This window comes from Micromonospora sp. Llam0 (assembly GCF_003751085.1).
In the GTDB taxonomy this organism is placed as follows: Bacteria; Actinomycetota; Actinomycetes; order Mycobacteriales; family Micromonosporaceae; genus Micromonospora_E.
In genome coordinates this window covers 1,029,580-1,053,470 of sequence record NZ_RJJY01000001.1, presented here as the reverse complement: position 1 = coordinate 1,053,470, position 23,891 = coordinate 1,029,580, and the positions used below count along the sequence as shown (strand labels likewise).

Here is a 23,891-nt window from a genome sequence, read left to right as displayed (position 1 = left end):
GGCTGCTGGTGGCGCGATCCGCAGCGGTCCCACTCAGCTCAGTGGCGGGCGAGTGCCTGGTCGATCAGTTGCTCGCTGTCGGCCCAGAGCTGTCGCGCCCGGGCGACGTCGTACGACTCGGGTGAGGACGGGGCGATCTTCGGACCCTCCAGGTAGGCGCCGGTGGTGCCGTCGAACCGGGCGTCGCTGACCAGGTCGGCCAGGTGCCGGGCGGAGGCCCGGGAGCTGCGCGCACCGGGCAGCAGCGCGCTGATCAGCGGGGCGGCCATCCGGAAACCGGTCCGAGCGAGCGTCGGGTAGTCGCGGGAGAGGCTGGTGTCGGGCATCAGCCCCGGGTCGTACGCGTTGACGCTGATCGGCCGCCCGTCCAGTCGCCGGGCGAGCTCGTAGACGAAGTAGATGTTCGCCAGCTTCGAGGTGGAGTAGCGGACCCGGCCCGCCGTCGGGGTGGCGTCGGCGTCGGACGGGTCGGCGAGTTCGCGGGCGCTCGTCCAACGCGGCTCCGGGAAGCCCATGCTCTTCTCCCGCCAGTGGGTGCCGCTGCTGACGATCGCAATCCGGGCCCCGGCGGCCAGGTCGTCGAGCAGCCCGGTGACGAGCAGGTGATGACCGAGGTGGTTGGTCGCGAAGGTGAGCTCGTAGCCGTCGGCGGACCGGCGTACCCCGTCGATGACCTGGATGCCGGCGTTGCCGACGATGGCGTGCAGCGGCGGACGCTGCCCGGACCGGCGCAGTTCCTCGGCCGCGTCGGCGACCGATCGCAGGTCGGCCAGGTCGATCCGGAGCAGTTCGAGGCTCGCTGCAGGGGTCCGGCGACGGATCTGCCGGGCCGCCGCTTCTCCCCGGCTCTCTGCCCGGTGACCGAGCACGACGTGCCAGCCCTGGGCGGCGAGCCGCCCGGCGACGCGCAGCCCGAGGCCGGTGGTGGCCCCGGTGATGACGACGGTTCTCATCAGAGTGAACCCTTCGACAGGTTGACATTGTCAACCTGACCTTACGTCGCCCAGGTTGACAGCGTCAACCTGATCTAGGATCGGGCGATGAGCACCCGGGACGACCTGGTCGCCGCAGCGACCGCACTGCTCGACGAGGGCGGCCCGGAGCGGGTCACCCTGCGGGAGGTCGGACGTCGGGCCGGGGTGTCACACAACGCGCCGTACAAGCACTTCACCGACAAGCAGGCGCTGTTGGAGGCCGTCGCCATCCAGGAATTCGACCGGCTCGAACGGGTCATGACGGCGACACCGACGCCACGGACCGAGGCCGCCGCGCTGCTGCGACACGTCCTGCTCGACTACGTACGCTGGGCACAGCAACATCCGCGACGGTTCGCGCTGGTCTACGGGTGGTCGATGCACGCCTCCGCCGACCTGCACGAGCGGGCCGGCGCCACCTGGCGGCGACTCGTCGAGCTGACCGCCGAAGCCCAGGCGGCCGGGGCCCTGCCCGCAGGTGACCCGGAACGGGCCGCCGCTCTGGTCCGCGCGCTGGCGCACGGCGCCGCCGATCTGTCCATCAGCGGCCACCTGGCGGCCGACGGAAAGGGCCGCGCCAGCGCCGAGGACCTGGTCGAGGACCTGCTCCGGGTGCTACGTCAGGCCGGGCGGTCGAGCTGACGTTCTTCGCTCAGGATCGGTTCGCGGCGTACAAGCGGTCCAGGTCGACGAGCTGGATGCCGGGGTCCGCGGCCGCCACGGCGCGAAGGTCGTCGGTGAAGCCGCCTCCGTTGAACAGCAGCAGCCGGCACCTGTCGGCCCGGACGCTGTCGCGGCCACGCAACAGGCTACGGATGTGCGCCAGGCGTTGCAGGTGCCCGGTCCCGACGGTCTCGTGCCACTTGGCCTCGCCGATCGCAAGGAGTTCCTCACGGCCCTGCTCGTCGCGGCCGAACACCGCCACGTCCACCTCGTGCCGAGTGCGGTCGGCGGGGTCGTTGACGACCCCGGCAGCCACCCGGGTCGGAAAAGCGCCAAGTGCGTCCGGATCGGCTTCCCAGCGGGTCCATTCGCGGCAGATCGTCTCGAAGTGCGGGCCGACGACCTTGCTCAGGAATGTGCGCTGCAGCCGGGGCCAGACCTGCCGGGACCGGCCCGTGCGCTCCAGGTCGCCCCACGCCGGCCGCATCACGGCGTGGTAGAAGACGAGCAGCGGCTCGGCGATCCGGTAGACGCCCCGGTTGCTCTTGAACGCGTCGGTCTCCCGCACGACCAGGCCGACGTCCTCCAGCACACCCAGCGGATGGGCCAGGTCGGACGGCTGCCGACCCAGGAAGTTGGCGATCTCCCCACGCCGGGTACGACCGTCCGCGATCGCCGCCAGCACCGAGTGGTACAACGCGGGGTCGCGAATGTCCGGCTCCTCCGCCAACAGGTAGCGGGCCTCCCGGAACAACGGGCGAGCCGGGTTCAACACGGCCCGCACCACCCAGTCGTCGAAATCATCCGGACCGGCCGGCGAGTCGTCCTGCGTGAACTCGTGCCGATAGGCGGGGGTGCCGCCGACGATCGCGTTGACCAGCAGGGCGGTGCGTGGGTCGGCGATCCCCCAGAACCGGGCCGCTGCCCGGTAGTCGAGCGTGCGGACCACCAACTCCAGGCCGGCCCGTCCGCGCAGCGGCGCGGTGCCGGCCAGCAGGCCGCCCATGAACGACAGCGCCGAACCGCACAGCAGCAGCCGCACCTGGGTGTTCGACCGCTGTCCCGCCGGGTCGAGCGCCCGCTGGATGATCGAGGGCAGCGCCGGGCTGACTCGGGCCAGGAACGGAAACTCGTCGATCACCACGGGAAGTGGCCTGGCAGGGGCGAGTGTCATCGTCCGGGTGACTGCCTCGTCCCAGTTCGCAAACCGCAGCGGCGTCGCCTCACCCAGATAGCCGCCGAGCGCCTCGCCGTACTGGCGCAACGCGTCAGCCTCGGACGACTCCGTGGCGGTGAACATGAACCCGCCAGCTACCCGTACCAGCGCGTCGAGCAGGAACGTCTTGCCCTGACGACGACGACCGGAGACCACTCCCAGCGTCGCCCCGCCCTGCGGCAGGCGCGCGAACCGGACCAACTCGTCCCACTCGACGTCACGGTCGAAGATCTCCGCCGGCTTCTCCACCCCACCACCCCGTCACACCAATGTAAGTGTAGTTACTATAACTATACTTACATCTTGGGTGGCCCGTATGGTCACCCCTTGACCCGCTGACAGGAGAGTCAATGACCGAGTTCCACGACTGGGACGACGTCCGCAGCGAACTGCACGATGGGGACGATGCCGCGCTGGCGACGGAACGCGCGCGTACCGAGGCATGGATCAGTGCCTTCCACCTCACCGAGGAACGCGGTGACGCAGCCCGCCCGCCTGACGCCGACGAGGGAACCTGCATTGTCGTGAAACCGGCGGGTTGAGGGTCATACAGGTTCCCTCGTCACGGAACGCCGGTCGTCAGGCCGAGGGCCGTCGCCAGCCGGGCGACGCCGGCCATGTCCGGCCCGCACCGGGCAATCTCCGCCACGACCGTACGGGCGGAGGGCCGGCAGCGAATCTCAGCCGGTACGACGCGGTCCGCCTCGACCAACCACCGTCCCGCCGCCGTGAAGTCACCGACGTCGAGGTACGCCCGCGCGGCGTCCACCAGGTACGCCGCCCGATGCTCCGCCGGCAGCCCGCGCCACGTCTGCCGCCCGGCGGCTGCCTCGTGTCGGCGTACCGCCTGCCGGGCGTCGCCCGACTCCACGGCCGCCACGACGTGCGCCAGCTCGACGGCCGCCGGGCCGAAGCTCGCCGTGCGGTAGTCCAGCCCGTCGCCGATGCGGCCAGCGACGTCAGCGGCCCGGCCGAGCAGCTCGTCGACGCTGTGGGTCTCGCCGCAGCCGGCAGCGGCCAACCCGGCCTGCAGCAGCAACGTCCCGTACACCGTGCCGCGCTCGACAGACGCCGCCGCGATGCGGTCGGCGGCGGCGACCGTCGTCGTCATCGCCAACCGGTCCTGGCCCAACCCACGCAGCGCCTGCCCGAGCGGCACCGCCGCCGACCCGGCCAGCACCGGATCGCTGCCGGCCACGGCAAGCGCCCGATCGGCCGCCAACCAGGCCAGCTCAGGTTCGCCGACCTTGACCAGCACGAGCGCGATGATCCGGTACGCGCCCACCAACAGCTCCGCCCCAGGCGCAGGCCGGGTGGCGTGCACCCGGCGAGCGGCGTCCAGCAACTCCGGCACCGTCCGCAGTAACCGGGGATAATCCCCGTGCTGGTACGTCGACCACGCATGCTCCACCCGCTGCGTGACCTCGTGTTCCCCTGCCGGTCCGCTGTCGGCGGCGGTGAACACCTCGTAGCTGGCCAGCGCCGCTCGGACCGCCGCCACCCCGTCGACCGCCCCACCGGCCTCCGCTGGCCGGTCCGGGCCGACCAACTCCGCCGGGTCGACCCGCAGCACCTCGGCGACCTGCCGGATCAGCGAGAACCGGTCCAACGTCCGGACACCACGCTCCACCTTCTCCACCCAGCTCTTCGACCGACCGACCCGGTCGGCGAGCACCTGCTGGGTCATCCGCCGCCGTACCCGCCACAGCGCGATCCGACGCCCGACGGCCACGCTCATCGCCTGCCACCCGCGTCGATCCAGGTCCACGACACGAAACGCTCGTACAACTCGGCCGGGTCGGTGATCCCGGCCTCCTCGGCCGCCACGGTCAGCAGCTCACCGACGTCGACCGACAACGCCAACGGCTCACCCACGTACGCCTCCGCCAACTGCGTCCGACCCGGCGGACACGGCCAGGGTGTCCCGTCCGGACAGACCGCGCAACACCACGACGGCCGTACTGGCTCATGCACCGGCCCACCGCCGGAACGGGGCTTCTTCACCGCAGGAAGTGCCGGCCGGCGTTACCGCCCCGGCGCTGCGCCCGATCCGTCCGCGTCGCCGGCCGCCGATCCGACGGCGACACCGTCCGATCGGCAAACCGCCGCCGACCCGGCACCGGATACACCACATCCACCGGCACATCCGCACGCTGAAACCACTTCCCGAACACAACGCCCCCTCAACGAGAGTTGGAAGGGCGGCGACCCGAGGTGGCTCTCCACGTCAACCCCGAGCCGCCGCCCAGCGGGCGGGCCCGACGCGCGAAAAGGGCGATCACGGGATGCGACGCCGGGCCCAGCTAACGCGAGGCCGCGCCGCCGCCGAACTCACCACCCCAATGCGGGAGGCGACGGTGCAACCTCTGCAAGTAGCCTGCCCGGCACATTCAGTGAGGTCTACTGGTCAGCCGTTCGCCGGCCGCTTGCGAACAGCTTGACGCAGACGCGCCGACCCGGTGGCGTCGGCGACCACAGCGACTTCGTCCAACGCCTTCGTCGCCGCTTTCCGGTCGCCGATCGCCGAGTGCACGTCGGCCATCGCGAGTAGATAGTCACCGGCCCACTCCGCATGCCGCTGCTCGTAAGGAAGGGCAGCAAGACCAGCGGTCAGGTCTGCGATCGCGGCATCGGCGGCATGCCGGTCAACGCCGGAATGGATCGCGTGTACGAGGCCGCGTTCCATTGTCAGGAAGGCAGACGACCGGTAGTAGTGCCACGGCGGCGGGTCGTCGCCGCTGATCTCGAACTCCGCCCCGAGTTGATCAGCTTCTCGGATTGTCTCAGTCGCTGCTTGCCGGCCGTCCACGTGCGCCACGGCCCGAGCGAGCTGAAGTGTGTCATAGACCCGCTCACCGATATAGACCTCGGCGCCGCCAGCAAGCGCTGCTCTGGACAGTTCCGCAGCTTCCGCCGGACGCCCGCACAGTTCCGCCAGATGTCCCTGGAAGCTGATCACGAGAGCGGTCAGGTCGACGTCCCCCGAAGCCACTGCCGCCGCTTCGGCCTGAGCGAGAACTCGACGGGCTTGCGCGTACCGGCCGAGGGTCATCTGCAGCCATCCGACCAGTTGCGCGGACTGTGCGACGACATGCAGCAGCCTGGCTCGACCAGCCCCGGTGGCGCTGGAAGCCAACTGCTCGACCGCAGCCATGTGCGCGGCTGCGGCGTCAACGACCGCAGCCGACCCGACGACATCTTCGAGATGGCGATGTTGGGCGAGGATCACTGCCAGCGCCTCTGCTGCGGCGGCGCTGGTGTCGCCGGCCGCGAGACGGGAACGCTGGTCGTCGTCGAGTTGCCCGGCATCATCGACGACGAGTTGCGCCAGCCGGCCGCTCGCGCCGAGAGCCACGTCGAGGTGCCTGGCGACCTGGATCGTCGGTGTCTTGCGGCCAGCCTCAAGTTCGCACAGGTAGCTGGACGAGTAGGCGACCCGTCGTCCAAGTTCCCGATAGGAGAGACCAGACTGCTTACGCAAGGCACGCAGGGTGGTCGGCCAGCGCGGATCAACGATGATCATCGTCGTGGCTCCCTAGCGGCGGCGTGGAGGGGCGCGGTCGAACCGAGCGCCACCACGTCGACCGTACCCTTCTCTTGACACGATCCCCTTTCGAAACACGGTTCACCAGGGAGCACGTCAGCGGAGCCGCATCGGGTGCCAGCGCCAGCAGCGGGGTCGGCCAGGTCGGCTCACCGTATTGTGTCGATGACCGAGCGCACCTGCCGGGCGTCGTAGCCGAGATCCACCACCATGAGCACGCCGCAGACGATCACCATGGCACCACGGCAGATCATCTCCGGCTCAAACGACGACTGACACCACACTCGGCAGAGCCGACAGATTGGAAGCGTGTTCCCGTGGCGGCGGCATTTCAGCTCGCCACGCCGTGCGCGGTCGGGTCATCCGCCCTCGGTCCAGTAGCGGTTCAGCCGCTCGACCGCTTCCGCCTTGCTCATCGCTGCGACCACTGACTCGTCGAGGCCCACGCGGGTGATCAGCAGATAGACGAGATCGGCAGGAAGCGCCTCGGCGGGCGGCTCGGGTATCCCTCGATCGGGCCTGACCCCATCCCGGACGCAGCTCCAAAACTCCGGCTCTGAGACATGAAGCTGGTCTCGAAGGATGTGACTCCAAAGGCTTGACCCGTATGTGCTGCGATCCACTGGGTGCGAGATCCGGGTCCGCAGGATGCGACCGTCAGGCAAAGCGAACTCGTAGGTGACGTGATGGGTGCCCGTGCGGCCGCGGGCGTCACGCACCCGCTTCCATCCTTCGGTATCACAGAAACTTTCGTGGTCCTGACGAGTGGGCGGCGGCCAGGTCACCGGCCGGCCCCCGCAAGCCAGTCCCGCAACTGATCATCGTCACTAAGACTGATCATCTGTACCAGCGCCCAATTGTTCCGGTGATTCGGAGCGTCGAGCAGGCGCTCCTGCCAATCCTCGGCGTACTCGCGCAGCGCCACGATCATCTCGGTGATCGCCTCGTCGAACGTCGCGCCGTCCGCCGCGATGGGCAGGCCAGGGATGAAAACCGACCATCCGCCCGCTTCAGCGACGACCTGCGCGCGGGGCATGCTGAGCGATGCTAGGGAGGAGCGAAGACGTTCAACATCCACCACGGCTGTCCGCGCCGCATCCCGCCTGACCGTAGCCACGCGACCCCGCTCGGCCGCATCCAGCAGATCCTTCAAGTGCGCGCGAGCCTCGGTGTAGCTGTCATAGTGCGTGATCGACATCGGGCCACCTTCCTCGTGCTCCTAGACAAGCGTGCCGCAGGGAAGGGCGTACGTCAAGTACGTCACGTACTCGACGCCAGCGCGGCACGGCTGTTGACCCAGACGACCAGCAGCGCGCAGCCGGGCAGCGTCGCCAACGCCAGCAGCGGCGCCTGGTTGACCGACAGCAGGGCGGCCAGCAGCACCACCAGGCTGAGCAGGCTCAACGGGGCCCGCCGTACCGCCGACCAGGCCGCGGCCCGGACCGCCGCACGGACGCCCAGGCCCGGGGCCAGCTCGACCAGGGCCAGCAGCAGGACCGTCGTGGCCAGGACCACGACGGCGGTGACGACCAGTAGTGGTACGAGCACCGCCGCAGCGCCGGCGTCGTGCAGCCAGACGATGTCGGTCACCAGGACCGCCACCAGCGCTGTCGCCGCCGCCCAGCGCCGCGTCGCTGCGGCGAAGTTCCGCCGGTACGCGCGGAAGTACTCGCGTACGGGTGCCCGGTCGTCGTTCTCGGCCTGCCGCAGGTAGCCGAACGCGGCGGCGACCGCCGGCCCGACGCTGACCGACAGCAGCCCGAAGAAGACCGGGTATCGCCACGGCTGGGCGACCACGGCGAGCGCGACCAGCAGCGGCAGGTTGGTGATGGCCAGCCCGAGGTTGACCACCAGCACCCGGTGCACCAGCGACCAGATGACAGACCAGGTGTCCGCGCCGACGTTGACCCGCGCGGTCAGCGACGGCCGCAGCGGCTGCCGGGCCGGTTGGCGCATACCGGCCGCCGTCATTTCAACCCACTCGTGGCGATGCCCTGCACGAAGTAGCGCTGGCCGAACAGGAAGACGACCAGGATCGGCAGGATCGACAGCACCGAACCGGTCATGATCATGGCGTACTCGGCCTCGTAGAGCCCGATGAAGGTCCGCAGCCCGATCTGCACGGTCCACAGGTCGTTGCTGGTCAGGTAGATGAACGGTCCCATGTAGTCGTTCCAGGTGTTGACGAAGGTGAGCAGCGCCAGGCTGGCCAGCGCCGGCTTGGACAGCGGCAGCACGATACGCGCCCAGATGCCGTACTCGTTGAGGCCGTCGATGCGGGCGGCCTCGGTCAGCTCGTCGGGGATGGTCAGGTAGTACTGGCGCATCAGGAACACGCCGAACGCGCCGAACGCCTGCAGCAGGATCAGCGACAGGTGGGTGTTCACCAGGCCGAGCCGTTCCATGATGATGTACTGCGGCACCATGTACGCCTGCCAGGGCACGGCGATCGTGGCGATGTAGGCGAGGAACAGCAGGTCGCGGCCCGGAAAACTGATCTTCGCGAAGCCGTACGCGGCGAAGCTGCCGGTGAGCACCTGCAGGAACGTGATGGTGACGCTGAGGAACATCGAGTTGTACAGGTAGGTTCCGAGCGGGATCCGGTCCCAGATGCGGACGTAGTTGTCGAAGTGGAACTCCTGCGGGATCCACTGGATCGGCACCGTCAGCACCTGTGAGTCCAGCTTGACCGAGGAGACCAGCATCCAGGCGAACGGCACCAGCACGGCCAGGCCGAGGACGGTGAGCAGCACCTGCAGGACGGCCCGGCGCAGCACGGCGAGGCTCATCGTTCCCCCCTCCGCTGCAGCTGGAACTGGACCACGGTGATCACCAGGACGACCACGAACAGCACCATGGCGATCGCCGACGAGTAGCCGAACCGGCCCTGGGTGATCCCCTCCCGGAAGATCAGCTGCGACAGCACCAGCGTGGCGCGGCCCGGACCGCCCTCGGTCATCACCTGGATCAGGTCGAACACCTTGAAGCTGGAGATGGTCAGCATGATCAGCACGAAGAAGGTGGTGGGGCGCAGCGACGGCACGGTGATGTGCCGGAACCGCTGCCAGGCCGACGCCCCGTCGGTGCGGGCCGCCTCGTACAGCTCGGCCGGGATGGTCTGCAGCCCGGCCAGGTAGAGCACCATGTAGTAGCCCATGTCCCGCCACACGCTGGTGATGATCACCGCCGGCATCGCCCAGGTCGTCGAGGTGGTCCAGCCGGGTGGGTTGTCGACGCCGATCGCCCGCAGCAGCTGGTTGACCGGCCCGGCGTCGGGGTTGAACAGCATGTTCCACACCACGGCCACCGCGACCAGCGCGGTGATGTAGGGGAAGAACAACGCGGTACGGAAGAACCGTACGCCGCGCAGCGCCCGGTTGAGCAGTACGGCGAAGCCGAGCGCGGCGACCAGGGTCAACGGGATGTGCCCCAGCGCGTAGTAGGTGGTGTTGTACAGCGCGGTCCAGAACGTCTCGCTGCCTACCATCCGGCGGAAGTTGTCCAGCCCGACCCATTCCGGGGTGCTGTAGGAGTTCCACTCCATGAAGGCCAGCGCCAGCGCGGCGACGACGGGCACCAGGGTGAGCGCGGCGAAGCCGATGAAGTTCGGCAGGATGAAGCTCCAGCCGGCCAGGGTGTTGCGTCGGCGCAGCCGACGGGCCGCCCCGGTGCCCGGCGGCGGACCGCCGGGCACCGGGGTGCGTACGGTGTCGATCGGGGTGTGGATCGCCATGACAGGGGTCAGTCGACCTCGGAGGTGACCCGCTTGCCCATCTCGGCGATCCCGTCGTCCACGGCCCGCTCGCCGATCATGATCAGCTCGTGTTCCTCGGTGAGGATGACGTCCACGTCGGAGGACTTCTCGCTGACCGGCATCTCCAGCACGACCTCGTCGGGCTGGAACGCCGCCTGGGCGACCTCGTCGTTGGTCATGCCGTCGACGCCGAAGTAGGTCTCGGTGATCGTCTCGTCGGAGTAGGCCGGGTAGACGCCGATGCTGGCGATCGCCGCCGCGCCGTCGGGGCCGGCGGCCCAGGCGACGAAGGCCCGGGCGGCGTCGGAGTTGCGGGCCTTGTTGTTGACCGCGAACGCGGTCGGCGAGCCGAAGGTGGTGACCGGACCGCCCTCGGTGACCTGCGGCAGCGGGGCGATGCCCCAGTCGACGTCGATGCTGCCGGCCTTCTTCTCCTCGATCAGCCGGGCCGCGTACCAGGTGCCCATCGGCAGCATCGCGGCCTGCCCGGTGGAGAACATCGTGTGGTACTGGACCTTCTGCGTCGACGCGGTCGCCCACGGCATGGTGGCGCCGGCGTCCTGCAGGTCGAGCACCATCTCGTAGCGGTCCTTGAGGAAGCCGTACTCGCCGCCGATCAGGTCGCCGCCGCTCTGCGCCGCCGCCGTCGAGTGGATGATGGAGCGCCAGGTGTGGTGGTAGGTGCCGTAGACGGTGTCCTGGCCGCTGCCGGTGGTCAGCTGCTTGGCCAGGTCGGCGTACTCGGCCCAGGTGAGGCTGGTCAGGTCGGCGCCGGTGTCGGCGAGCAGCGCCTTGTTGTGGTACAGGACCCAGAAGTCCTGCCGGTACGGCAGCGCGAAGTAGTCCCCGTCGAGGTTGAACGGCTCCAGGCTGAGGTACTTGCTCTGGTCGAGGTCGGCGGCCTCGTCGGCGACCGACGCCAGCTGGCCGCGCAGCGCGTAGCGGGAGTAGTCGGTGACGTTCTTCATGGTGAGCACGTCGGTCTGGTCGCCACCGGCGAGCATGGTGGTGACCTTCTCGGCGTAGTCGTCGGCGAGGATGTCGACCGGTTGCACGTCGATGTCCGGGTGGGCGGCCTCGAACCCGTCGATCAGGGCGGCGAACTCGGGGGTGCTGTCGTAGTTCCACAGGGCGATGGTGAGGATCTCGCGGCCGTCGTCGCCGACGGCCGGCTCGTCGCCACCACCGCAGCCGGCGGTGACGAGAACCAGTGCGGCGGTCGCGGCGGCCAACACTCTGCCGAGGTGTCGGTTCATCCTGCCGGTGTGTCGGTTCATCAGGTGACTCCTTTTGCGGAGGGTGCGGGGTTTCACGGGGGTGCGGAGCCCGGCCGGTCAGGCGTGCAGCGTGAACGCGTCCGGGGTGACTTCGGCGTGCAGCGGTTCCCCGCCGGTCCAGCGGGCCAGTTCGTCGAGGGTGTGGTCGGTCAGCCGGTGGATCTCGGTGCCGAGGGAACCGGCCAGGTGCGGGCTGACCATGACGTTCGGGCTGCCACGCAGGGCGGCGTCGACGGGTAGCGGTTCGGGGTCGGTGACGTCGAGGATCGCGTACAGCCGGCCGGAGCGGCATTCGGCGGCGAGCGCGGCCGGGTCGACCAGGCTGCCCCGGGCCGTGTTGATCACGGTCGCGTGGTCGGGCAGCAGCGCGAGTTCGGCCGCGCCGATCATTCGGTACGTGCTGGGCAGTTCCGGCGCGTGCAGGGTGAGGATGTCGCTGTGCGGCAGCATGTCGGCCAGCTCGACCAGGGTGCCGCCGGCCAGGGTGACCTCGGCCGGGTCGGCGTACGGGTCGGCGACCAGGCAGCGGGCCGAGTCGAGGCAGCCGATCAGGTCGACGACCCGGCGGCCGATCCGGGAGAAGCCGACGACGCCGATGGTGCGCCGGTAGTTGGACAGGTCGCCGTGCCCGTGGTGGTGGCTCCATCCCCGGTACGCCCGGTCGGGGTCGGCGGCGATGAACGGCACCTTCTTGCCGGCGAAGATGATCGCGGCGAGGGTGTACTCGGCGACCGGCACGGCGTTGGCGTCGGCGGCGGTGCTGACCTGGATGCCGCGCCGCCACACCTCGTCGGTCACCAGTGACCGGACGCTGCCGGCGGCGTGGAAGACGGCGCGCAGGGCGGGCGCGGTGTCCAGGCGCTGCCGGGTCAGCGGGGGTGCCCCCCAGGACGTCACCAGCGTCTCGACCGTTGCCAGCCGGGCGCGTACCGCCGGCGAGTCGAGTTCGTCGGCCCAGACCGGGTCGGCCAGGGCGACGAGACGGCCGAGGCGCTCCAGCCGTGGCTCGTCGAAGTGGGCCCGGTAGGAGTCCCGGTCCATCACGACGAGCGCCTGCGGCGGGGTGTGCACCGTCAACGTGTCTCCTCGGGTGGCGAACCTCCGGCCGACGTCCGACGTCGTGGGGACCTGCTGGATTCGCCGATGTGACATGGTTAACCTGCAGTGAACATGCTCGCTACCAGCCGATCTCATTCGGTCGGAAACGTTCGCGAACGAACATGGACGGGAGTGCCCATGCCGGCGGATCGGATGTTCAACCTGCAGCGCCGGGAGCGGCTGCTGGAGGAGTTGCGCCGACACGGCTCGGTACGGGTGGCCGACCTGGCCCCGCTGCTCGGGGTGAGTGAGCTGACCGTACGCCGCGACATCGCCGCCCTGGCCGAAAGCAACCTGCTGACCAGGGTGCACGGCGGAGCGACCCTGCCCACCCAGCTCGGGCCGGCACCGCGACGACCCCGGGTCGCGCCGACCCGGTTCACCATCGGCATGGTGGTGCCGTCACTGGACTACTACTGGCCGCAGATCGTCACCGGCGCCCGCAGCGCCGCCGCCTCGCTCGGCGTTCACATCCAGCTGCGCGGGTCGAGCTACGACCCGGCCGAGGACCGCCGGCAGATCACCCGGCTGATCGACGCACAGCAGGTGCAGGGTCTGCTGCTGGCACCCAGCCTGGACACCGACGGCGCCGCCGACATGATCGCCTGGATCGGCAACCTGCCGGTGCCGACGATCCTGGTGGAACGGCAGGCCCCCCGGTGGACCCCGACCCTGCGCCAGCTCGAATGGGTCCGCAGCGACCACGCCCTCGGCCTGGAGATGGCCGTACGGCACCTGCACGAGCACGGACACCGCCGGATCGGCCTGGTGCTGTCCAAGGGCAGTCCCACCTCGGCCCACCTCGCCCAGGGCTGGGCGCTGGCCTGCGCGGACCTCGGCCTGCCCGCCGACCTGGTGATCCGGGAGGCGGTCGCGTTGGACGCCCCGGGGCACCGGGGGATCATCGGCGACGTGCTGCGGCGGTGCCGCCACGAAGGCGTCACCGCGCTGATCGTGCACGGCGACCCGGACGCCATGTCGGTCGCGCAGTACTGCGCCGAGCAGGGCGTGCCGATCCCCGACCAGCTCGCCCTGGTGTCCTACGACGACGAGGTGGCGCACCTGGCCGAGCCGGCGCTCAGTTCCGTGCGCCCGCCGAAGAACCAGGTGGGCCGGGTAGCGGTCGAGTTGATGGTGGCCCGGCTGGTCGAGGGCCGACGCCGACCGGTGCAACGGGTGCTGATCACTCCCGAACTGGTGATCCGCGACTCGTCCACGCCCCGGCCGCCGCGCTGATCTCACCCCGGCGCGGCCGGCAGCAGCATCGTCGAGGTGTGACCGTCCGGCCAGCGGATGTCGATCGTGTCGCCCGCGCCGCCGGCCGTCACCGCAACCACCGGCACCGCCGCGTCGGCCGGGTCTCCCCCGGGGTCGGCCGGATCAGATCCGGTGCCGGTCAGGGTCACGGCGGCGACGTGCACCCGGCCGGGCACCGGCGCGGCGGCGGTCCGCAACACCGGCACCGCCACCCGATCACCCAGCGGCGAGCTGGCCTGCTCGCGGCGTACCTGCGCATGCTCGAAGCCGGCCACGCCGACCAGCCGGGACGTGACCGCGGCGCCGGCCACGACGGACACCGGCGGGTCGTCGCCGGTACGCGCCGACGGCGGTACGTCACCGGCGACCGGCCAGCCGCTGACCTCCAGCACGGTGCCGCCGTCGAGACCGTCGGCGGAGTCGACCCGGGCCAGCCGTACCTCGGTCGGGCCGCGCACCGCCGAGGCCATGGTGACCACCGGACCCCGACGCAGCCGGCCCCGCCGGCCGGACCCGTGGTCCGGGCCGGTGTCGTCGGCGGTGTCGACCCAGTGGGTGTCGGCCCGGGACACCGCCCAACCGACCCCGTCGACCAGCCGGCAGTCGACCGTCACGAACCCGTTGCGGTGACTGCGTCGGCCGGTCGCGTCGACCACCGTGACCGAATTGTCCGACGGGTCGCCGATGGTGGCCCCGGTCAGCGGCGGCATCGTCGCCGTCGAGTAGCCGAGCCGGGCGTACAGCGGCGAATCGGCGCGCTCGTCGCCGGGCACCGAGTGGTCGGTGCCGTGGTTGACCACCCGGACCACGCCGTCGCGGCGGGTGCCGGCGACCAGCCAGCCCGGCGTCGGCAGCGCCACCAGCAGGTCCGCCCGCTCGACCGGCAACGGCCGCTCGGTCGCCGTCCACACCGGATGACCGGCCGGCAGGGCCAGCCCCAGCATCCCCTTCGCCGCCCAGTACGGCGACCCGGGCCCGGAGTACGACTGGGCCATCGCCGGCCACTCGTGGTGCCAGCCGATGGTCAGCAGGCCACGCCGGTCCGGTGCCCCGTGGTCGTGGAAGTGACCCAGCAACCCGCTGGCCGCCCGCCGCAGCACCCCCGGCGCCACGTCGGTCGCACCGGTCATCGCGCCGACCCACAGTGGTGCGGCCGCCGCGAACCGGTACGCCAGGCTGCGGCCCTGCATCAGCGGCGACCCGTCGGCCCCGATCAGCCGGACCGCGTCGTCGAGGAACGCCGCCAGCCGTTGCCGCCACGCCTGACGCAGCCCGTCGGGGCACAGCTCACCGGCCTGATCGGCCCAGAGCAGCGGGTACACGTGCAGCGCCCAGCCGACATAGTGGTCGTAGGCGCGTTCCGGGCCGTCGGAGTACCAGCCGTCGGTCCGGTACAGCGACTCGTGCACCCGCAGCCCGGACTCGATGTCCTCAGTCGACCACGGCCCGCCGACCGAGCGCAGGAACGTCTCCACGACGATCTGGAACCACACCCAGTTGATCGGCGGATACGGCTGACCGACGACAGTCGCCAGCCAGTCGACGGTCCGTTGCCGGGTCGCCTCGTCGAGCCGGTCCCACAGCCAGGGCCGGGTCAGGTGCAGCCCGAGCGCGATCGAGCAGGCTTCGACCTTGGCCTGGTCCAGCCGGTCCGGCCGGGGCCAGGCGGTCGGCGAGGTCGGGTCGGTGCCGGCGCGCAGCCCGGCCGCGTACCAGTCGGCCAGGCCGTGCGGGTCGGCGCCGGCCCCGCCGCGCAGCCGGACCGCCGCCAGCAGGAACGACCGGGCGAACGCCTCCAGCGAGTCGCTGTCCGGCCCGTAGGCGCTGGACCGGCCGGGCAGGTCGATGCGGGCATGGTCGGGTGAGGCGTACGGGCGCAGCGCCAGCAGCATCCGGTCGGCGGCCGCCGCCCAGTGCGCCCGGGTGTATCCGGTGTACGGCGACAGCCGCCGGTCATCGGCGACCTCTTCGTCGGTAATCATTCGGTGCCTCCGTTGACGGTCACGGTCACGGTCACGGTGACGGAACCGGTCCGCTGGGCCGGCAGGGTGAGCACCAGCCGGTGCACGGCGTCGCCCCAGACGTCGCGCAGCAGCGGGTCGTCGACCGGCTGCCGGTCCAGCCGGCCGACACCGAGCTGCGCATCCCAGGCCAGCACGAGGATTCCGCCGGCCAGGGTCCGTACGGCGAGCCGCCCGGCGGTGTGGGTCAGCGGCTCGCCGGCCACAACGTGGTGCAGCCGCAGGCCGGTGGGGTCGTCGACCTGCCACCGCTCGGTGACGGCCACCGCCGCCCGGCGGCGGTCCAGCCGTACCTGCCGCCGCCAGGACCGGCAGCCGGCCTCCGGCGGGTACGCGCCGGCCAGGTCGAGCCGCAGCACGTCGGCGTCGACGCCGGTCTCGACGGCGACCGACGAGGCCCGGAAGTCGCGGCCCGCGGCCTGCCCGTGACCGCCGACGACCGGCAGGTTGTGCCATTCGCTGCGGGTCACCCACTGCTCGTAGCGGCGGTCGGTGAAGGAGATCGCGGTGTAGGTGGGCTGGCCGAGGTCGATCAGCACCGGTGCGCCGTCGAGCGCGACGAGGTACGAGCCGACGTCGTTGTGGTTGTGGTTCTCGTCGTTGTGCCCGCCCTTGACCGCCACGGTCAGCCCGCGTGGGCTACCGGCCCGCTCCCGGCTGACCAGCAGTTGCAGGTCGGGCAGCCAGCTGGTGGCCGGCAACGGCGGCGCGGTCGGCAGCTGCGAGGTCCACTGCGGGTCGGCCAACCCGAGCACCGCCCGACCCAGCCCGGCGGCGACCGTCACGGCCGGTTCACCGGGGGTACGGTGGCTGGCCGCGAAGTCGATCACCTGCTGGTCGCCGGTGGCCCGGCCCCACCGGTGCGGCACCTGCCACGCCTGCGCGGCGCTCGGCCGGGCCGGCCCGTCGCCGACGTTGACGTACCAGCCGTCACCGAGGGCCACCCGGTGCGGGTAGCGGGCCAGCGCCGGCAGCGGCGGCCACCCCCACGGGTCCAGCCGCCCGCCGAGGACCCGGTCGAGCAGGTCGAGCGCTTCGGCCAACCGGGCCGGGCCGTTCCACCAGTACGCGTACCCCTCGTCGCAGCCGCCGTCGGCGGGCAGCGAGCCGAGGTAGCGGTCCAGTCCGTCGACCACGAGGTCGACCGTTCGGGTCCGGGCGTCCGGGTCGTCGACCAGGAACAACGCGGCGGCCAGCAGGTGGCCGTGGATCCACGGGTTCCAGTTGTGCAGGTGCCCGTCCAGGCCGAGCCAGTGCCAGTCGCGGCTGCCCAGGAACGGCTCGACCACCCGGGCCCGGGTTTCCCGGCGGATCCGTTGGCGCAGCCCCGGAGTGCGCTCGTCGAGCGCCGCGCCGAGGATCAGGTCGGCCCAGGCCAGCACGGCGACCGTCTCGGCCGCCCCGAGGTCAAGGAACGGCCGGTCGACGTCGGGCACCACCCGACCGGCCTCGGCGGCGAATTGCTCGTGCGCCGCCCAGCACCAGGTGCTCTGCTCGCACAGCTGCAGCAGCCCGTCGGCGGCCTCGTCGAGGTAGGGCTGGCCGTGCAGCGCGGCGGCCAGCGCGGCCGTGGCGGTACGCCGCCGCAGCTCGCCGGCGGGCTGCTCGTACGCGGTCCGGACCCCGTCGCGCCAGTAGCGGGCGTAGTCGGACAGCAGCAGTCGGGGCCAGTCGGTACCCCGGTCGGCCTCGGCGGCGGCCACGATGGCCCGCTCGGTGACGTCGTCGACGTGCGGCCAGGCCGCCCGACCGGTGTCGCCGATGTCGAACGCCTGCCGGGCCTGGCCGAGAGCCGTCATCCGGGTCGACTGCCCGAGCGCGGCCCACCGTCGGGCGAGCGGCCCCGGCTCAGCCGTCACGACGGTCCGCTGTGGTCAGATGGGTGAGTGCCGCCGCCTCGGTGGCGACCCGGGCGGGGTCGTCGTCGACCACGAACTCCAACAGGGCATCAAAGTCGCGGCCGGTACCGCGCAGCAGCCCGAAGACGTCGCGCCAGAGCCGGTCGCGGGCGGTCAACGGCAGCCGCTGGTAGCCGGGCCACCAAGAGAAGACGTGCACCGCGCTGATCCAGGGCAGCACCTGCCGCAGGTCGTCGAGTGCGGCGGCGTCGGGCAGGTCGAGCGGCGGCTGCCAGTACGTGCGTACGGCCGGATGGTCGACCTCGGCGAGCAGCCGCAGCGTCGACGCGGCCGTGTCGGTCAACGTGCCCGAGTGGTATTCGAACGCGAGCTCGACCCCGACGTCGGCGGCCTGTTCGGCGGCGGCCCGGGTGGCGGTCACGACCGCGCGGCGCTGGTCGGCGCTGGCCTGCGCCGAGCCGAGGTCACCGGCCCAGATCCGGACGCGGGGGGCGCCGAGCGCGACCGCGCTGGCGAGTACGGCCGGGAAGTCGTCGGCCGGGTCGGCGCCGGCCCGGTGGTAGGAGCCGTACGAGGCGACCGTGACACCCCGGTCCCGGCCGGCATCGCGCACGTCGGCGGCGACCCGGACCTCCCCCGGCGGTACGTGCACGTCGGCACCCCACTCGATGCGACGCAGGCCGGCGCGGGCGGCGACGTCGAGTACGGCGAGCGCCGACTCCTGCCGCAGGGTGACCGAACACATGCCGCTGTGGATCTTCGGGCTCGTCGCCAGCACACGCCCTCCTCGGTGGGTCGGCAAGCGCTTTCCGCGCGACCCTAGAGCAGCGGTCCGGACGAGCGCAACAGCCTCACCGGGTCAGCCCGAGCATCGCGGCCAACCCCGCCACGCCGTACTGAGGCCAACCGATCGTGCCACCACGTAGCACCTGGTGCCACATCATGTTAGGGTCCGGGTATGGCAGCGGAACTGACGCAGCGGGATCTTCGGGCAAGATCCGGACAAATCATGGACGCCGTCGCGCATGGCGAGTCGTTCATCGTCACCCGCAACGGCACCCCGATCGGGGAGCTGATCCCACTGCGTCGGCATCGAGTGGTGACGCGGGAGCAGTTCGCGGGGGTGTCTGCGAACGCGCCGGTGATAGACGCGGCGCGGTTCCGAACTGATCTGGACAGCGCAATGGACAACGGGCTTCAGGACCCTTATGAATTCTGAAGTGCACGGGCTGCTCGACACCAACATACTGATCCTGCGCCGACAAATCGACCATACCCGACTTCCGGATTCGATGTCGATCAGCGCAGTCACCCTCGCCGAGTTGTCGGCAGGCCCACATCACACCGACAACCCAGTAGAGCGTGCGCGCCGGTTGGACGTGCTCCAGCGGGCCGAGTCGGAGTTCGACCCGCTTCCGTTCGATGCGGAGGCGGCCCGGGCGTTCGGCAGAGTTGTCGCAGCCGTACTGGCCGCAGGGCGCAAGCCGAGAGCACGTACGGCAGATCTCATGATCGCGAGTATTGCCATTGGCAACCGCCTACCGCTCTACACCACAAACCCCGACGACTTCGCCGGCTTGGATGGTCTGGTGACGGTGGTGTCGGTGCCAGTGCCGAACTGAACGGCAGCCGTCGCTGGTCCGCTGCTCCTTGATCCGGGCTGGTCACCAGCAACTCAGTCTTACCGGGTCAGCCCGAGCGTCGCGGCCAACCCGGCCACGCCGGCAGCCGGCGGCGCGCACCGGGCGACCTCGGCGACCACCGTACGGGCGGACGGCCGCAGCCGGACCTCGGCGGACGCGACCCGGTCGGCGTCGACCAGCGACCGGCCCGCCGTGACCAGGTCACCGGACTGCAGTGCCGCCCGCGCCACGTCGACCAGGTACGCCGCCCGGTGCTCGGCCGGCAACCCGCGCCAGCCGGGACGCCGCACGAGCGCGGCATGCCGGCGTACCGCTTCTTCCGCCTCGCCGAGGTCGGCGGCCGCCACCACCCGGGCCAGCTCGACCGCCGTCGGCCCGAACCCGCTCCGCTGGTGGTCATGACCGTCGCCGATCTGGTCAGCGACGTCTCCGGCCTGCCCGGTCAGCTCCCGCACGGCGGCGGCGTCGTCGCATTCGGCGGCGGCCAACGCGGCCTGCAGCAGCAGCGTGCCGTACACCGACAGCCGCGGCGGCGGCCAGTCACCGGCAGACTCGGCCGGGTCCGTCGTGGCGGCCGGGCCGGCCGGGTCGAGTCGGTGCGCGGCGGCGATCGTCGCCGACATCGCCAACCTGCCCTGGCCCACCGCCCGCAGCGTCTGCCCCAGCGGCACCGCCGCCGTCGCCGCCAGCAGCGGATCACCGGCGGTCGACGCGACCGTCATCGCCCGGTCGGCCGCCAACCAGGCCAGGTCGGTTTCGTCGAGCTTGACCAGCACCGACGAGGCGATCCGGTACACCTGCACCAGCGGTTGCCCGCCACCGACCGGGTCGGCGGCGTGCAGCCGCCGCGCGGCGGTGAGCAGGTCGGGCAGCATTCGCAGCAGCTGCGGGTAGTGGGCGTGCCGGTACGCCAGCCAGGCATGCTCGACCCGCCGGGTGGTCGCTCCGACATCCGGCGGTGCCGTGCCGGTGTCGGCGACGGCAGCAACGCCGAAGATGTCGTAGCAGGCGAGGGCGGCGCGCACCGCCTCCACCCCGGGCACCGCCGAACCGACTCCCGGTGGCGGGGTCGTCGACCCGGCCGCGCCGACGAGTTCGGCCGGGTCGACCCGCAGCACCTCGGCGATCTGGTGGATCACCGAAAACCTGTCCAACCGGCGGGCACCGCGTTCGACCTTGTCGACCCAGCTTTTCGACTTGCCGATCCGGTCGGCGAACACCTGCTGGGTCATCCGCCGCCGGGCCCGCCACTGCGCCACCCGGCGACCGATCGGCAGGTCGTCACGGACCCGTACGGCGCCACCGTCGACCGTCACCGCCGCTTCACCTCGGATGCCGGCGCGGCCGCGCCGGCGAACGTCCACGAGACGAACCGTTCGTGCAGCTCCGCCGGGTCGACGATGCCGGCCTCGTCGGCGGCGCGCGGCATCATCGCCGCCAGGTCCGCCGCCAGACCGATCGGGTCGACGGCGTACGCCTCGGTCAGCTGCACCCGCGCCGGGGAACACGGCCACGGCGTGCCGTCCGGGCACACCGCGCACGTCCACGCAGGCCGACACGGCTCATGCGCCGGCTCGTCCAACCCGGGCGGCCGCAGCGGCTCCGGCGACTCCGATGCGGTCACGGCAGGTAGTACCGGCCGGCGTTACCGCCACGGCGCTCCGCCCGATCGGTACGGGTGGCGGGCCGGCGGTCCGGCGGCGCGCACCGGTCGGCGTACCGGCGACGACCCGGCACCGGGTAGACCACGTCGATCACGACGTCCGGCCGCTGAAACCATTTTCCGAGCACGATGTCCCCCTCATGGCATGTGGAGGGCGGCGACCCGGGGTGGCTCTCCGTGTCGACCCTGGGCCGCCGCCGCTAGGCGGGCCCGACGCGCGAAAAGGGCGATCGCGGGTACGGCGTCGGGCCCACACACCACGCTATGAGCAGGCCGGTCATCCAAGAGGGACAATCTGTACCCCAGGTACAACTACCAATCGATTCCCATCGCCAGCGCGAGTTCCCGGGCGTCCTCGCCCACCACGCCGGTTCGCCCTACCAATTCCATGGCCATGCCCCGGGCGTGCGGCTGGTGGCGGACAGTTTCTACCGACTCGCGCAGGGCCCGGCCCAGAAGATGCACCACCGCTACCTCGTCCCGTCGCATCAGATGCGCCCGAGCGGCGTCGATCAGTCCACCGGACCGCCGGGTCCGTGACGGCAACGCCGAGTAATCGACCCCCGTCGCCCGGCGCACCGCCTCGCCCGGGCGTGCAAGGTCGATTCCGATAGTCACCCCGAAAGCGTCGACGACCACCGAACCGAACATCAACCACGGGTGCACGTACCCGGTACCCAGCCGACGTGCGACGGAATCCGCCGAATCCCAGTAGCGCCAGGCCTGCCCGGCCCGGCCGGCTCGTGCATGGCCCAGGGCCAAGCCCAGCTGCAACTGTCCCCACCTGGCTAGTTGATCGTCACCACCGCTGCCGTCCAACAGATCGAGAGCGTCCACGAGCACCTGCTCGGCGGCGTCGGGCTGCCCATCGGAGCGATACACGTGGGCGTAGTACCAGGCGGCAGCAGCTATCGCGCCAGGGTCGTCCGCATCCTGGGCAGCCAGCATCGCCCGGTCGGCCGCCAACCAGACCAGCTGTGGCTGTGGCTGGTGCGCCGCGTACAACTGCACCAGATGGTAGACCCGAGCCAGTTCGGTCGCAGCCTGTCGACGATCGGCGCCGTCGAGAAGACGTGCCGCGAGCCGGGCATCGACAAGGAGCCTGGGCAGCAGCGCGGCAACCGCAGTCCGCTCAGCACTGGCGTGATGCCAGGCGGTCCACGCCTGGTCCACCCGAGCACGAAGGGCAGCGGCCGCCAACGGATCACCGACCGGAAGGGTGGTTCGGTGCATTGCCGCAGCAATGCTGTCGATGGCGGGGTGGCCGGCACGGGTGACTGAGGCTACAGGAAGAGACTGATCTCCCGTCAGCACGGACAGGTCGTCGATGTCCAGGACTTCCGCGAGCCGCAGCAGCATCGGCAGCCGGGGTGTAAGCAACCGACCGGATTCGAGGGCCTTGACCCACTCGGCACTACGGCCGACGAGGCCGCCGAGCACGGCCCGGGTCTTACCGCTGCGTTCGCGAAATGTCCGCAGCCGTGATCCGAACGTATCCATGATGTCTCCCCAGGTAGAGGCTGGGCGGCGGCGCGGTCGGGGCCTCTACCTCCCGGCGCGCCGCCATGCCAGACGGTACCTGGTCCCGCGTCGCCGCAGTCAACACCGCTCGTCGTGATTGCCGGCGCTCACGGCGAGCTACGCGAGCAAGCCAACCTTCAGCGCAAGGTCACGGGCCTCATCCCGCATCGCCCGTGGCCCGTCGAGCAGGTCGAGGGTGATCTGCCGGGCGTAGCCGTTGAAGCGAATCGTCTCCGGTGCCGACTCGTACGCCTGCCGCAGAGTTGCCACAGCCGCCTCAGTGTGGCCCTTGCCGTGATGACCACGGGCTACCTCTATCAGATGTCGGGCTCGACGCGGCCGCGACGGGATTGCCGCAGGATCGATTCGTCGTGACTGCCGCACCGCCTCGCCGGACTTCTGCAGCTCCACCGCCACCGTCACCGCGTGAACGCCCATGATGATCTGGGAGAACGATGTCTGCTGCTGGTAGAAGGTCTGTGGAAGTCGCTGAGCAACCTGGTCTGCGCGGTCCCAGTAACGCCAGGCACGGCCTTCCTCGCCGGCACGGGCGGCGGTGTAGGCGGCCTCGAAGTTCAGCGCTCCCCACAGCGCGAGCAGGTTCGCGCTCGACTCGGCCACCTGCGGTTCCAATGTCGAAACGACATCCAGCGTCACCGCCATTGCGGTGTCCCAGTCCCCCGCGTCCCGGTGCACCTGGCACAGGAACCAGCCAGCGCACGCCAACGCTTCGGCATCTCCCGACTCCTGAGCCGCGACCATCGCACGGTCCGCGACGCGCCACAGGAGTTCCGCCGCAGGCTGGTAGGCCAGGAACATCTGCGCCAGCCCTAGCACCTCAGACAGCAGCGCCTGCGCCTGCCGTCGCTCGTCGCCCTGGTACGTCAACGCCGCACGCTGCGCGTCCCGCAACAGCTCCGGCAGCAGAGCACCGAGCACCGTACGGTGGTCGGCCGCCTGATGGCGTGCCCGCCACGCCGCCGCGAGACGTCCGCGGATCTGATGCAACGACAGTAGTGGTGCGATGTCGTTGGACAGAGCCGAGCGATTCACGGCGTCGCGGACCGACGCCAATGCTGGATGCTCCGGCCCATTCACCGCAGCTGAGCGGCCGCCCAGCTCCCCGACAAGCGCGGATACATCCACCTTCAACACACGGGCGATGCGGTCCAGCATGTGTACGCGCGGCGGCAGGATCCGATCGGTTTCCACTGCCTTGACCCACTCGGCGCTGCGACCGACGAGGCCACCAAGCACTGCTCGGGTCTTACCGGATCGCTCGCGGTAGACCTTCAGACGCTGCCCGAAGGTCAACCCAGGCATGGGGTCCATCCCGAACCTCCTCGTCGCACGGAAACGCGATCACACCCCGGATCACACCTCCTGCCACGCTACTGGTTC

At 70.9% G+C, this 23,891-nt stretch carries 25 protein-coding genes; 5 read left to right on the top strand and 20 right to left on the bottom strand.

The genetic code is table 11. The annotated features are described in order from the left end of the window. Window positions 1-38: 38 nt before the first annotated feature. Window positions 39-953, bottom strand: coding sequence for an SDR family NAD(P)-dependent oxidoreductase (locus EDC02_RS04820; RefSeq protein ID WP_199757504.1), 915 nt, complete (start codon window positions 951-953; stop codon window positions 39-41). Between the two features lie 87 nt (window positions 954-1,040). Between EDC02_RS04820 and EDC02_RS04815 the strand changes: the two genes are divergently transcribed. Then, complete coding sequence (locus EDC02_RS04815; RefSeq protein WP_123600906.1) at window positions 1,041-1,616, top strand: TetR/AcrR family transcriptional regulator; 576 nt, start codon at window positions 1,041-1,043, stop codon at window positions 1,614-1,616. Between the two features lie 10 nt (window positions 1,617-1,626). On the opposite strand, the gene EDC02_RS04810 is transcribed toward EDC02_RS04815, so the two are convergent. Beyond that, on the bottom strand, window positions 1,627-3,102 hold the full coding sequence (locus EDC02_RS04810; RefSeq protein WP_123600905.1) for an ATP-binding protein: 1,476 nt from the start codon (window positions 3,100-3,102) through the stop codon (window positions 1,627-1,629). Window positions 3,103-3,203: 101 nt separating this feature from the next. Here EDC02_RS04810 and EDC02_RS04805 point away from each other — a divergent pair, with 101 nt between their 5' ends. Continuing rightward, a complete protein-coding gene (locus tag EDC02_RS04805; protein WP_233605741.1) occupies window positions 3,204-3,395 on the top strand; it encodes a hypothetical protein in 192 nt (63 codons plus the stop codon). 20 nt (window positions 3,396-3,415) lie between these two features. On the opposite strand, the gene EDC02_RS04800 is transcribed toward EDC02_RS04805, so the two are convergent. The 10 genes from EDC02_RS04800 to EDC02_RS04760 all read right to left on the bottom strand — a co-directional run bounded on the left by EDC02_RS04800 (window position 3,416) and on the right by EDC02_RS04760 (window position 12,499). Further along, window positions 3,416-4,591, bottom strand: a complete 1,176-nt coding sequence (locus EDC02_RS04800; RefSeq protein ID WP_123600904.1) for a helix-turn-helix domain-containing protein — start codon at window positions 4,589-4,591, stop codon at window positions 3,416-3,418. After that, entirely contained in the window at window positions 4,588-4,728 is a 141-nt protein-coding gene (locus tag EDC02_RS40050; RefSeq protein WP_158632053.1) for a hypothetical protein, read from the bottom strand. Before EDC02_RS40050 ends, EDC02_RS04800 begins: the two co-directional genes overlap by 4 nt. Window positions 4,729-5,260: 532 nt before the next feature. After that, window positions 5,261-6,376 carry a helix-turn-helix transcriptional regulator gene (locus tag EDC02_RS04795; protein ID WP_123600903.1) on the bottom strand — a complete coding sequence of 372 codons (1,116 nt, stop codon included), beginning with the start codon at window positions 6,374-6,376 and terminating at the stop codon, window positions 5,261-5,263. 380 nt (window positions 6,377-6,756) lie between these two features. Continuing rightward, the gene (locus EDC02_RS04790) at window positions 6,757-7,116 is read right to left on the bottom strand and encodes a hypothetical protein (RefSeq protein WP_199757503.1); all 360 of its coding nucleotides are present in this window, start codon (window positions 7,114-7,116) and stop codon (window positions 6,757-6,759) included. A gap of 62 nt (window positions 7,117-7,178) precedes the next feature. Beyond that, window positions 7,179-7,595 (bottom strand): prevent-host-death protein, encoded by a 417-nt coding sequence (locus EDC02_RS04785; RefSeq protein WP_123600901.1) that lies wholly within the window; start codon window positions 7,593-7,595, stop codon window positions 7,179-7,181. Window positions 7,596-7,657: 62 nt separating this feature from the next. Continuing rightward, complete coding sequence (locus EDC02_RS04780) at window positions 7,658-8,368, bottom strand: DUF624 domain-containing protein (protein WP_123600900.1); 711 nt, start codon at window positions 8,366-8,368, stop codon at window positions 7,658-7,660. Beyond that, complete coding sequence (locus EDC02_RS04775) at window positions 8,365-9,186, bottom strand: carbohydrate ABC transporter permease (protein WP_123600899.1); 822 nt, start codon at window positions 9,184-9,186, stop codon at window positions 8,365-8,367. Before EDC02_RS04775 ends, EDC02_RS04780 begins: the two co-directional genes overlap by 4 nt. Further along, window positions 9,183-10,130 (bottom strand): carbohydrate ABC transporter permease, encoded by a 948-nt coding sequence (locus EDC02_RS04770; RefSeq protein WP_123600898.1) that lies wholly within the window; start codon window positions 10,128-10,130, stop codon window positions 9,183-9,185. The genes EDC02_RS04775 and EDC02_RS04770 overlap by 4 nt, the downstream gene beginning before the upstream one ends. An 8-nt stretch (window positions 10,131-10,138) precedes the next feature. Further along, window positions 10,139-11,428, bottom strand: a complete 1,290-nt coding sequence (locus EDC02_RS04765; RefSeq protein WP_233605740.1) for an ABC transporter substrate-binding protein — start codon at window positions 11,426-11,428, stop codon at window positions 10,139-10,141. Between the two features lie 57 nt (window positions 11,429-11,485). Beyond that, complete coding sequence (locus tag EDC02_RS04760) at window positions 11,486-12,499, bottom strand: hydroxyacid dehydrogenase (protein WP_123600896.1); 1,014 nt, start codon at window positions 12,497-12,499, stop codon at window positions 11,486-11,488. Between the two features lie 165 nt (window positions 12,500-12,664). On the opposite strand from EDC02_RS04760, the gene EDC02_RS04755 reads away from it, so the two are divergent. Beyond that, the gene (locus EDC02_RS04755; protein WP_123600895.1) at window positions 12,665-13,762 is read left to right on the top strand and encodes a LacI family DNA-binding transcriptional regulator; all 1,098 of its coding nucleotides are present in this window, start codon (window positions 12,665-12,667) and stop codon (window positions 13,760-13,762) included. A 2-nt stretch (window positions 13,763-13,764) separates the two neighbouring features. Here EDC02_RS04755 and EDC02_RS04750 read toward each other — a convergent pair whose 3' ends face one another. The 3 genes from EDC02_RS04750 to EDC02_RS04740 are packed head-to-tail and all read right to left on the bottom strand — an operon-like array spanning window position 13,765 to window position 18,441. Continuing rightward, a complete protein-coding gene (locus EDC02_RS04750; protein WP_123600894.1) occupies window positions 13,765-15,765 on the bottom strand; it encodes a DUF2264 domain-containing protein in 2,001 nt (666 codons plus the stop codon). After that, window positions 15,762-17,663 carry a heparinase II/III family protein gene (locus EDC02_RS04745; protein WP_199757501.1) on the bottom strand — a complete coding sequence of 634 codons (1,902 nt, stop codon included), beginning with the start codon at window positions 17,661-17,663 and terminating at the stop codon, window positions 15,762-15,764. Before EDC02_RS04745 ends, EDC02_RS04750 begins: the two co-directional genes overlap by 4 nt. Further along, a complete protein-coding gene (locus EDC02_RS04740) occupies window positions 17,653-18,441 on the bottom strand; it encodes a sugar phosphate isomerase/epimerase (RefSeq protein WP_199757500.1) in 789 nt (262 codons plus the stop codon). Before EDC02_RS04740 ends, EDC02_RS04745 begins: the two co-directional genes overlap by 11 nt. A gap of 180 nt (window positions 18,442-18,621) precedes the next feature. Between EDC02_RS04740 and EDC02_RS04735 the strand changes: the two genes are divergently transcribed. Next, window positions 18,622-18,882: a type II toxin-antitoxin system Phd/YefM family antitoxin gene (locus EDC02_RS04735; protein WP_123600893.1), complete on the top strand. Its 261-nt coding sequence runs from the start codon at window positions 18,622-18,624 to the stop codon at window positions 18,880-18,882. Between the two features lies 1 nt (window position 18,883). After that, window positions 18,884-19,285 (top strand): type II toxin-antitoxin system VapC family toxin, encoded by a 402-nt coding sequence (locus EDC02_RS04730; protein WP_233605739.1) that lies wholly within the window; start codon window positions 18,884-18,886, stop codon window positions 19,283-19,285. Window positions 19,286-19,344: 59 nt separating this feature from the next. Here the strand turns inward: EDC02_RS04730 and EDC02_RS04725 are convergent, their stop codons facing one another. The 5 genes from EDC02_RS04725 to EDC02_RS04710 all read right to left on the bottom strand — a co-directional run bounded on the left by EDC02_RS04725 (window position 19,345) and on the right by EDC02_RS04710 (window position 23,822). Then, a complete protein-coding gene (locus EDC02_RS04725; RefSeq protein ID WP_233605738.1) occupies window positions 19,345-20,622 on the bottom strand; it encodes a helix-turn-helix domain-containing protein in 1,278 nt (425 codons plus the stop codon). Continuing rightward, a complete protein-coding gene (locus tag EDC02_RS04720; RefSeq protein WP_233605737.1) occupies window positions 20,619-20,930 on the bottom strand; it encodes a flavin reductase in 312 nt (103 codons plus the stop codon). The genes EDC02_RS04725 and EDC02_RS04720 overlap by 4 nt, the downstream gene beginning before the upstream one ends. Continuing rightward, on the bottom strand, window positions 20,927-21,097 hold the full coding sequence (locus EDC02_RS40045) for a hypothetical protein (RefSeq protein WP_158632052.1): 171 nt from the start codon (window positions 21,095-21,097) through the stop codon (window positions 20,927-20,929). The genes EDC02_RS04720 and EDC02_RS40045 overlap by 4 nt, the downstream gene beginning before the upstream one ends. Before the next feature lie 184 nt (window positions 21,098-21,281). After that, a complete protein-coding gene (locus EDC02_RS04715; protein ID WP_123600891.1) occupies window positions 21,282-22,469 on the bottom strand; it encodes a helix-turn-helix transcriptional regulator in 1,188 nt (395 codons plus the stop codon). 138 nt (window positions 22,470-22,607) lie between these two features. Beyond that, on the bottom strand, window positions 22,608-23,822 hold the full coding sequence (locus EDC02_RS04710; protein ID WP_123600890.1) for a helix-turn-helix transcriptional regulator: 1,215 nt from the start codon (window positions 23,820-23,822) through the stop codon (window positions 22,608-22,610). Window positions 23,823-23,891: the final 69 nt, after the last annotated feature.